The following is a 10,892-nucleotide window of genomic DNA, read 5'->3' as shown; positions in this document are numbered from 1 at the left end:
GATATCCTGATCTAACTTATAGATTTTCTTAGCAAGGAATTTTGAATAAAAAAAGTAGCTTGCAAAAAAGCATGAGAGAGAGAAGATAGCTAAGATCGCTGCATTCATAATATCAATTATCTACGTAATTCAGGTATTCAGAAATTGAGGGACTAAGGAATTAAGGAAAACATGCTCTCTATTTAATCCAGGCATAGAAAAAAATCTTTTTAAGGATCAAACGGAAAATGCTTTTTATACATTACCCGTTTATAACACGTTGAACTACAATCCTCTTGACACCAAACTTTAGAGCCTCCCTGTGACTGGGAAACCATACGTCAATACGATTGCCCTTTATGGCACCACCTACATCCTCAGCCCTGAATATCGTATTTGGAAACCCCTTTATTCTTAACTTACTACCCAGCTTTATAACTTTCTTATCAACTGCTACCGTTCCCCATCGTGCTCTTTTACCTGTTGCGGTAATCCCATACCATTTATCTGAAGGGTCCTTATCACAACACTTATTGCATGAACAGTATGCGGTTGCTTTAAATACCTCTGCATTCACATTGTTAAAAAAAAATATACTCGACAAAAGCAATAATATCCCTACAAAAAAGGCTGATACAACCTTCCGGGCATATAATAACCCTACCATACCATTTTTACTATTACTCATTCTTAAACCTCTTCTTTAATACACTGCTTAAAGAATTCAATAACAAACATCCATGCTCTGTCCTTAAACTTAAAAGCAAATAAATTACAATTACTCTACACCTTGCCACTTCCATGTTAAGGATTTTCTTTACCTTTTGACCTCTGGAAAAACAGGTTATGCAAAAGAGAGAATTCGTAGTACAACTCAAATAAAAAAGCCTTAGCGTAGAGATATTTGTTCAAAATATCTCCACACTAAGGCTATCCTTTGTACGGTCTTAAACAACCCTTACGCAAAAAGATCTTCCTCTGTTCTCCTCCTATAAAAGAACTTTGATGAATAAGTATATTTCAAACTAAAAAAAGTAACTTGATATTATAAATTGTACTTCCACTTGTCTAGTAAAAAAAATGATAACATTACAAAACAATGAGACCCAGACACAGCTGTTTAATTTTATATAATACCAGTTCATTCACTTATATCAAACATCACCGGAACAATTGGGCTTCTTGGCATCCTTGCTATGGCAATCTTGTTTTTTGTATTTGAATCATTACCAACCTCTATTTGCGCATATTTCCAATCCAGAGGTTCTGCATCAAAAAGACCACAAATCCTGTTTTTATTCTTTGCAATAGAGATACCATAATCTTTCCCGGTTACCTCAGCAGTATCAATAATATCTACATTAACATTCATTACCGGGACCCACTTAACCTGGTTAACCGATCTTGAATTGACAAAATCATCCTTTGTCAGCAATATCTTACATATGCTACAGGTTTCCAGAGAGTGAATATAGACGATATACTCATATTTAATTAAATCAAACTTCTTGGTTGTTGACATGACTGAATTATTAGCAATTCTAATACCAATTTACTAAAACAGGAACAAACCCACATAAGGTATTGTTATTTAACAACATATAGCAAAGCGATAAATATTCTTCTTTTTCCTGACAATAAATACTGGCGCATAATAGCAATCTGTTCGTTAAAAACCAATTACACGAGTTTTATAGGTTTCAGAGATATGTTTTTCTGCGCATAAAAGTTATCCAAAATCATTTAAGTACAATGAATTCAACATATAGGACATTATCTGAAACAGATTAGTTTGAGGTGAAAAATATGTGATTATAAACATCTAATCCGAATTTGATTGGAGGAATGGTTCATAATGTACTTATTTAATGGTTAAAGAACTTTAATACCTTATTGGCAATTTCTATCTCTTTGTCTATATAAAAGTGATCACAATCATTAATAATATCAAGTATCTTTGGATCAGAAATCTTTTGTATTCCTTTCTCTACATCCTCAAGTGATGTTGCAAAATCATTGTCCGCGCAAATGAACAGCTTCGGCTTTTTGCAGTCAGAGAGAAATCCGATATCAACTCTACTGAAAGGAGTAGAGACTGAAGCAAATGCCTTTATATTCGTATTATCCACACTCAGCATCATCCCCACAATTGCTCCAAATGAATATCCCGCAATAAATATCTTATTCGTACCAACTGTTGATTCCAGGTATTTAGTTGCAGAGACAGCATCTACAATAGCATCAGAACAATCATCATTGTTTAATATCTCTTCCCAATACTTATATACCTCCGCAATATTGCATTGCTTACTCTCACTACTGCCAACTCCGCGATAGTTAAACCGAAGCACAGCAAAACCATTTTCTGCCAGTACTTTACCTAGCGACAGGATAACATTATTTTCCATATCACCTCCAAGGTGAGGGTGAGGTGAGCACAAAAGAGCAAGTGGTGGGCTCATAACGTTTTCATCATATGACAAAACACCCTCAAGCTTTAAACCGTCAGAGTTAAAATGCACGCGTTCTTCAATCATGATACTATTAAACCTACTGTTTCCTATTAAACGTTAATATAAAACAACATACGACAAATATCACAAGCCTTTAGAGTACTTATTTTCGCCCAATGTAGTCAGATTGTAGTCAGATTCTAAAATTTCTACTCCATCTCGGAGGCTATCGAGAGAATGATGTGCGTATCGCTGTGTCATCCTAATATCCTTATGACCCAGCAATTTGGAAATTTTATAAAGATCAACACCTGCCTGCGCTAAGCGTGTAGCAAAGGTATGGCGTAAATCGTGCAACCATAGGTTCTCAATTCCTACTTCCTCTAACACATCATAAAAGCATTTTCTAAGAAAATTCCTATTAACCTTTTTGCCCCTACAGCTAATGAACACAAGATCATTTTTTAAGTTCTTTACCCTTGACCGTTGATTAAGCACCTCCAATGCAATCTTGTTGAGCGGAAGCGTTTTGGGGCTACCATTCTTGGTCTCTCGAATAAGAATTGTCCTTCTTAATAGATTAACCCTAGACCACTCAAGCGAAAGTAATTCCTCCAATCGTAAGCCAGTATTAAGCAGAAGATAACTCATTTTCCTCATTGATTACTCTAACCACTTCCTCCCTGCAAACAACCACGTCCTTGGGTGCTTCAATTCCTATCTTGGTTTTGCTCTTATTTATTTTCTCAATTGTTATTTTATCTTCGATTAGTAAACCTTCACCTGGCGTCCTTATCAGTACAAGCATTTGTCACCCTCCTTGGTTTTGCTCTATGGGATATGTATTTAAGTGTATAATCATGCCGTTATAGCAATCACCTATTTATTGAAATCAAGGTTAAAATGGTAAATAACCCTAACAGGCAGAAACCTAAAATAAAACCTTACCTTCATCAACTCTCTCTAATTTTCCTCATATTTGAACACAAACACAAAAGGCACTCTTGTAACTTAAATGACGCAAGAATGCCTTTTTTAAATACAGGCATACTGTGGATTAAGTTCATATGAAATGATTGCTATGATTCACAGGACAAACCCGGCCACCTCAACATAATAATCACCCTATTCCAACCTGAAGCTAAAGAACAGTTTTCCACTCTCTTTCTTCTTAAGCATAAATTTCCTGATAACATTCAATATCGCCTTTAAGAGGGGTGGTGACTCTTTAGCATAATCACTCAAGAAGGAGGCAATTTCATCTGTGTTGTAGACAATACCTTCTCTTCCGCCAAGGACCTCAGTAACTGCATATTTATTGGCATCAATGAGATGCTCCGCTTCCTTTATCAACTCAGGATTATCATTTAGTGTCTCTACTGCCTTCGCAGAGACTATATAGAATAACATCGTTAATAGTTTTCCGACGTTTGTCTTTGATAAAGACTCATCTCGATAACGCCTCAAGAGTGCCTGACCAGAAGAGTCGTGATTTAATATTAAATTTAGTGGACATGATGTCCCACCGCTAGATAACTTTGTCACAAAGCCGTCTCCACCCCCCGCGTTAGTTCCCTGGATGGGAGAGGCAGTTGGAAAGTAGGGGGAGTCTGTAGCTCCTGTAACATAAGCGTTTCCAGAGGTATCCACGGCAATGCCACCGCTAGAATCATAAGTCCATCCTCCTAAATAAGTAGAGTAGACCAAGCTGGTGCCTGAACTATCTATCTTGGTTACAAAGACGTCATCACGACCCGCGTTAGTTCCCTGGATGGGAGAGGCAGTTGGAAAATCGGTGGAGACTGTATGTCCTGTAACATAAGCGTTTCCAGAGGTATCTACCGCAATGCCATAGGGGTGATCACCCCCACTTCCTCCTAAATAAGTAGAGTAGACCAGATTGGTGCCTGAACTATCTATCTTGGTTACAAAGACGTCCCGATCCCCCGCGTAAGTTCCCTGGATGGGTGAGGCAGTTGGAAAATCGGGGGAGATTGTAGATCCTGTAACATAAGCGTTTCCAGAGGTATCCACGGCAATGCTACGGCTGGAATCAGAACGACTTCCTCCTAAATAAGTAGAGTAGACCAGGCTGGTGCCTGAACTATCTATCTTGGTTACAAAGATGTCTCCACCTCCCGCGTAAGTTCCCTGGATGGGTGAGGCGGTTGGAAAATCGGTGGAGCCTGTAGATCCTGTAACATAAGCGTTTCCAGAGGTATCTACCGCAATGCCATAGGCTTGATCGCCCCCGCTTCCTCCTAAATAAGTAGAGTAAGCGAGGACTGGGTCTATGATAAGTGCATGATCTCTATTATAGCTGGCTACCTTAAACCCATAAGCAAGCTTCTCTTCCCTGTCATGGCCAACCGGTTCAAGCTTAAACTTACCTTCGATTTCTATCCGCTTGCCGTTAATCATCTGGTAGATGACCGGTTTTTTCTGAATCAACGTTCCCTGCTTGAGATCTATCTCAAGTTCTCCATTGCCTGTAACCCGCAACCCCTCTATTCCTTCATAGGAAAACAAAGGTGTGGACGGATTAGCACCAGGTTTGACAATAAGATCATACTCCATCTGCCGGTTATTCCCATAATACTTCATGTCTATGCCATCATAAATATCTTTGTAGACCACGGCCTGATAGGTGGTAATGTTAATCTTCCATTTTTCAGGATCATTGCCTCTGAAGAAGTTTACCTTACCCTCCTGTAAACCTTCAGATACTATCATCGGGTTATTATTGGAATTCAGGGAAATGAGCTTTATAGTTTCAGATTTTAGATTTGTGTTTGTCGATGTCTGTGGACTGTGAGTTGTTACAGTTATATCATTATTATCTTCTTCATTATTTATAGAGTCTGATGGACCACTATATAATAATTGCAGATAGACACCATCTTTCGCAAAGTATGTGCTATGGCCGTTGCCTCTCTGATAAAACTCAACCTTTTCATCCATCTGACCGTCATTTTGGATAAAGGAGAGAGGTAATTTGCCGTAGGTTTCTACTACGTGCGCTTTGAACACATTGTCAGGTTCGGTAAGTACTGGAACAGTACTCGCAACTCCGTCTTGCCATACAAATTTGTAACCAGTAAATAGAACAACTCCCAATACCACCAATACAAATGTGAGCCAGATTTTGCATTTCATCCAAATCCCCTTTATTTTTTATTTAACACAGATTTTCATACAGATTTAATACCCTAATTTTATGATGTTGTCCATAGACGGTATTTAATTTTTCTTTTTTCCAGCCAAGGGATTTTTATATTTTTATATTTCTTGATAGCTTCCATTAAAATTTGAAGATGCCTTTTCTTTTTCATCTCCACTATTATGGAATCGTTCTCAATTTTGAATTGACCTCCATTGTCAAAAAACTTACTGCTTAAACTTCCTGATGTTTCATTCTCAAACCCAGCAAGATCCATAGCAATTACGCGGTAGAAATTATGTGCCGCTATAGTCATCGTTAAATCAAAATCCACCTTTACCACTATGGACGATGAGAGTTTGTTAAGGTGAAAAAACTCTATTTGCTCTGAAATTCCTTTTTCTACATTCCAACGTTTTCCATATTGTCTGATTATTTGTGAGGCAGTACGCTTTCTATCATTGGTTAAGATAAATGCCTCTTTTTCATGACCATTGCCTGACACGGCAATTTGCCTGAAATATCTTGTTGTTTTGTTGAGCAGTATTTCTGATTCATGAATCTTTAATCTCATATGCTTACGGCTTGGACCTTCGACTTTGGTACTACTCCACTCCTCATCCGGTATTTTATGTAATTCTGCCAAAAGCTTTTTGCTTCTTCTGCGAAGGGTAATAAATTTTATCTTATCCTTATCAAGTTTTTCTAAATTTTCGTAGGTTGTAAATTTAGAATCAAAAATCAAACAAGACGGTTTCCTGCCTCCGTCTTTCCAAAAATCAACAAACTCCAACACGCACTCTGCTTCATTACGATGCCTTATCTCCGCATTAGAGTAACAAAAGATGCCGGTATCCGGATCTTGGCAAAGTACGGATAAAACGCTCTTTAGTCTTTTGCCATATTTTCCTGACCAATTATTTTCCAGAACACTGGCGTCACCCCAATGAGGAATAGCAGTAAAGTCCATGTTCACTTGACTGCTTAACAGCCTCAACTTTTTTAGTTGTTCAAACATAGCTTTTAAAAATCTTCGGTTCATGTGACGATCCGTTCGATACGAATAGCTGGATAATGTTCCATCTTTAGGTAACACATTAAGACCGCTGAAAAGCCCAAATCCTCTGTCCATAGCCCACAGGTCGTCTTGGCTATAACGATTATGACCAGCAAGCTTCAGGGCAATAAAAGGCAACACGTTTTGAACACTGGAGAGTTCAGAAGTTCCAGGATACTCCGCAAACTCAATCCACTGATCAACACATAGTCGTGCTAAAAGCGGAAGAAAGGGAAGAATACCTATTCCTCTTTCAGAATGAAACAACTGACCTTTATCAATGTTCCAGTCAATAGAATGGCTTCGCGGAGCTTTAATTATTTTGGAGAATTGGAGTTTTCTCTCAATTTGTGTCCGCTTGGGTAAACGAGCAAATCCTTCTGCTGAGAGTACGCGATCAATATAATCATGGGAAACTCTGTTTCCTTCTGCCTGAAGAGCACTTTTTATATCAAGTATGGAATAATTTTGTTTACGCAATCGAATTATTTTAACCTTCAATTGTGCTTTATCTGCATCCGGATTTCGTCCGGGATTTTTTGTTACAAAGAAATGCCTGGAATCAATTTGGTTATTTTTTATAGCATTTACAAAATCCCGTTTCATCGCATTGATACTAAAAGGCGAATAGCCGAATCTTTTTGCAACATCCTTTGCCTTGATCTTTTCAACACACAAAGCTCTCATTGCTTCGTATTTCCTGTGAGTTATATGAGTAGAATTTAAAAAGAACTCCTTTATGTCCTTATTCATATAATTAGTATACATTGTATGAATAATAAGTAAATATAAAAAAGTCATTCTTGCATATTTTCAATGACTGCCGGTATGCTACTTCTTGACTTAGCGGTATTTATAGCGCTTCAACCGTATTTTCAAATACGTCATGACAAATTACTTCCTGCTTTAAGTTCAGTAATTGCAACCTACTATTCAGGCATTAATACCTAATTTGAATTATATTTAAAATTCAACCTACTTGTGTGTCTTGTGGATTTGATAGGCTTATAAGGCATTTTAGCTTTCTGCATGAACCAGAATTGAGTTATAATATTAGGGTATTAAATCTGTATGAAAATCTGTGTTTAATAGTAGCCCGTATTTTTCTGTGTACTTAATGGGTTTAAGTATAGTAGAAATCTCACACGAAAAGCACTCCTGCCTTTCTCTAATCAACAAAGAATCATAAATACAGAGATCAGGATCTCTGTACTTAGAGTGAAACAAACTTAATTTATAAAAAGCATATCCATCAAATGATGTTATATTTCTGTGCGATATGATAATTCGGTAGATATAGCTGCATGGTATGAATGTTACTTACTAAATGCAAGAGGAAACTTAAGCATCAGAACACATAGGGACGTTGCGGGTGATATGTGTTGGTTTATGGTAGTAGAGAACATCATTTTCCTTCAAATTCAAATTAGGTGATTTCACAGAACACATCCACATAGTAGCACCCTATTCCAACCTAAAACCAAAGAACAGTTCTCCACGTTCTTTCTTCTTAAGCATATATTTCCTGATAGCATTCAATATCGCCTTTAAAGGAGGTGGTGATCCTTTGGTATAATCACTCAAGAAGGAGGCAATTTCATCTGTGTTGTAGACAACACCTTCTCTTCCACCAAGGACCTCAGCAATAGCATATTGATTTAGTCTATGAGAAACCTCGCCTCTTTTATTAACCCAGGATTATCATTTAATGCTTCTACTGCCGATGCAGAAGTCCAATAAAACAAAACTGTTAATATTTTCCCAACTGCCGTCTTTAATAAAAAATTATCACGATAATGATGCAAAAGATTCTGAATCGAAGAATCATTATGTAAAACTGAATCAGAATGCAACAAATTCCCAACTTGAATTTTCTTACACGCTTTTTCTCTTTTCATGATTACACCTTTTGGAGCTTTCATACATATTTTAACTTGCTTCTTGCTTATTCTTTCAGCAGTGATTTTTATATCACCTCTGATTATTAAACTTTCACCAAACCTCCTGTTTAAAACAAGCATTTGACACCCTCCTTGGTTTTGCCAAAAGGGACGGACGTGTCTATTATTTTAATGGTCAGATGCCAATCTTTGTACACGATGAAGGAGATTTGAATTCATTTAAGATGTTTATGGCACAGCTTTTTGTAACAGGCAATGCGACACAGTCTGAGATTAATAAAGTCTTTGGGTTAAACCCGATCAATATGAAACGCTGGTCAAAGAGATATCGTGAGGGCGGGCCGGGAGTTTTTTATCAAAGAGAAATAAAACGAACACCACGAGTGATGACACCTGAGGTAATAGACACAGCACAAGCATTGCTCGATGAGGCACATACCGGTAAGGAAGTAGCTGAAAAATTGGGATTGAAGGCTAATACATTATACAAAGCGATCCGGGAAGGGAAATTGCGTCAGAATAATGATTTAAAAAAAAAGTAGAAAGTCCAAGTAATAAAAGCCAGAGAAGCAAAGAAGATAGAGAAGCGGTATTAGGGCAAGGATGTACACGGCTACAGGAGCGTATTAGCGCAAGTATTGGAGAATTAGCAGAGGCAACAACGTGTTTTGAAAAAGCCAGTGATGTTACAAATGGAGGAGTTCTTTTTGCGTTACCGGCACTTTTAGCAAATGGATTATTAAAGCATACCAAGAAGTATTTTTCACTTCCCAAAGGTTATTACAACCTGCAACATATATTTATCACATTAGCCTTTGCCGCGTTGCTGAGAATAAAGAATATTGAATCTCTACAGTACCATAGTCCCGGTGAGCTGGGAAAGGTGGTTGGCCTTGATCGAGTGGCAGAGGTAAAGACTATGCGTGAAAAGCTTGGTATATTGGCAAAGCAGAATAATGCGCAGCAATGGAATAGTGAGTTGTCAAAAGAGTGGATGGGGTCTGCAGGTGTGATAGCCGGGTTGTTGTATGTTGACGGCAGAGTAAGAGTTTATCATGGAAAAAAGACAAAACTGCCTAAAAGGTTTGTAACACGTGAAAAGCTTTGTTTCAGGGGAATGAGCGATTACTGGGTTAATGATGCTATTGGTCAGCCGTATTTTGTGGTTAGCAGCGCTCATAATAAAGGGTTGCTGTCGATATTGAAGACCGAGATCATACCGAAACTCCTCAAAGAAGTCCCCAACCAACCTACTGAATCAGAGCTTACAAGAAACCCACAATTATCAAGATTTTCAGTTATCTTTGATAGAGAGGGTTATAGTCCTGAGTTTTTCAAGCAGATGTGGGAAGAGCAACGTATCTCGTGTTATACATACAGGAAATATGCGGGTAAGGATTGGCCAGAAGAGATGTTTAAAGAAGAGGAGGTTAAATTGCATAATGGTGAGGTAGTGCGAATGATGCTTGCGGAGAAGATGACAAAGCTGTCAAAGAAAGTTAATGTAAGAGAGATTCGCAGGTTGACTCAAAGTGGTCATCAGACGGCAATAATCACAACGGATTTTATCCCTGACATGGCGGTGATAGCGGGTACAATGTTCGCCAGATGGTCACAGGAGAACTTTTTCAAATACATGCGTGAACACTTTGGGATTGATAGACTTATCGAGTATGGTACAGCTCCTGTTGATGAGACAGTGAAGGTGGTAAACCCTGCTTATAGAGATATTGAGAGTAGGATAAGAAGTGTAAGCCAGAAGCTTGGAAAGAGGGTGTCTGAATTTGGGCAAATAACCTTGGAACTCGAAGACAAAAACATTACAGAAGAAGATGAAGAGATGAAAAAGTATGTAATAAAAAAATCACAATTGCAGGAAGTAATTGAATTGTATAGAAATGAGGTGGCAGGTTTAAAGGAACAACGCAAACAGATAGAGAAGAGTATTGAGATTGGAGAGTTGCCGGAGTGCGAGCAATATAGTAGTTTAACAAATGAAAAGAAGCATATTGTGGATACAATAAAGATGATAGATTATAGAGCAGAGACAGCTATGGCAACAATGATCGAGCCAAAACTATCACAGAGGAAGACAACAAGGGTGTTGTTACGGCAGATATTTTCGACAGAAGTAGACATTGAACCAGACAGAGAAAACAAGATATTAAATGTATCACTTCATAGTCTAAGCAATGAGAGGTCAAACAAAATAGCACTTAAACTTTGCAAGCAACTCAATGAAATAGAAACAGTTTTTCCTGGCACAGAAATGCGGTTTGTTTACAAATTGGTCTCCTTGTAAAGTCACCGAAGTCAGGATGTGTGAGATTATAGTTACGTGA

At 37.9% G+C, this 10,892-nt stretch carries 9 protein-coding genes and 1 pseudogene; 2 read left to right on the top strand and 8 right to left on the bottom strand.

The window, feature by feature from the left end:
- Positions 1–241: 241 nt before the first annotated feature.
- The 8 genes from SCALIN_RS01265 to SCALIN_RS01230 form a co-directional block, all read right to left on the bottom strand.
- Positions 242–667, bottom strand: a complete 426-nt coding sequence (locus SCALIN_RS01265) for a 3D domain-containing protein (protein ID WP_203415293.1) — start codon at positions 665–667, stop codon at positions 242–244.
- A 453-nt stretch (positions 668–1,120) separates the two neighbouring features.
- Complete coding sequence (locus SCALIN_RS01260; protein ID WP_096892453.1) at positions 1,121–1,501, bottom strand: hypothetical protein; 381 nt, start codon at positions 1,499–1,501, stop codon at positions 1,121–1,123.
- Between the two features lie 343 nt (positions 1,502–1,844).
- A complete protein-coding gene (locus tag SCALIN_RS01255; protein ID WP_096892452.1) occupies positions 1,845–2,516 on the bottom strand; it encodes an alpha/beta hydrolase in 672 nt (223 codons plus the stop codon).
- Positions 2,517–2,576: 60 nt separating this feature from the next.
- Positions 2,577–3,083, bottom strand: a complete 507-nt coding sequence (locus tag SCALIN_RS01250) for a site-specific integrase (RefSeq protein WP_162532098.1) — start codon at positions 3,081–3,083, stop codon at positions 2,577–2,579.
- On the bottom strand, positions 3,064–3,240 hold the full coding sequence (locus tag SCALIN_RS01245) for a carbon storage regulator (RefSeq protein WP_096892450.1): 177 nt from the start codon (positions 3,238–3,240) through the stop codon (positions 3,064–3,066). The genes SCALIN_RS01250 and SCALIN_RS01245 overlap by 20 nt, the downstream gene beginning before the upstream one ends.
- Before the next feature lie 317 nt (positions 3,241–3,557).
- Positions 3,558–5,588 carry a DUF7948 domain-containing protein gene (locus SCALIN_RS01240; RefSeq protein ID WP_096892449.1) on the bottom strand — a complete coding sequence of 677 codons (2,031 nt, stop codon included), beginning with the start codon at positions 5,586–5,588 and terminating at the stop codon, positions 3,558–3,560.
- A gap of 59 nt (positions 5,589–5,647) precedes the next feature.
- On the bottom strand, positions 5,648–7,402 hold the full coding sequence (locus tag SCALIN_RS01235; protein WP_162532097.1) for a transposase: 1,755 nt from the start codon (positions 7,400–7,402) through the stop codon (positions 5,648–5,650).
- Between the two features lie 905 nt (positions 7,403–8,307).
- Complete coding sequence (locus tag SCALIN_RS01230; RefSeq protein WP_096892447.1) at positions 8,308–8,670, bottom strand: carbon storage regulator; 363 nt, start codon at positions 8,668–8,670, stop codon at positions 8,308–8,310.
- Between the two features lie 59 nt (positions 8,671–8,729).
- Between SCALIN_RS01230 and SCALIN_RS01225 the strand changes: the two genes are divergently transcribed.
- Both SCALIN_RS01225 and SCALIN_RS01220 read left to right on the top strand, forming a co-directional pair.
- Positions 8,730–9,092 (top strand): hypothetical protein, encoded by a 363-nt coding sequence (locus SCALIN_RS01225; RefSeq protein WP_096892446.1) that lies wholly within the window; start codon positions 8,730–8,732, stop codon positions 9,090–9,092.
- 65 nt (positions 9,093–9,157) lie between these two features.
- A pseudogene (locus SCALIN_RS01220) lies at positions 9,158–10,852 on the top strand (putative transposase); the annotation flags it as partial.
- Positions 10,853–10,892: the final 40 nt, after the last annotated feature.

Origin of the sequence: Candidatus Scalindua japonica (genome assembly GCF_002443295.1) — a bacterium.
Classification (GTDB): domain Bacteria; phylum Planctomycetota; class Brocadiia; order Brocadiales; family Scalinduaceae; genus Scalindua; species Scalindua japonica.
Note: the sequence above shows the minus strand (reverse complement) of the source record. Positions and strands in the feature narration are given on the sequence as shown.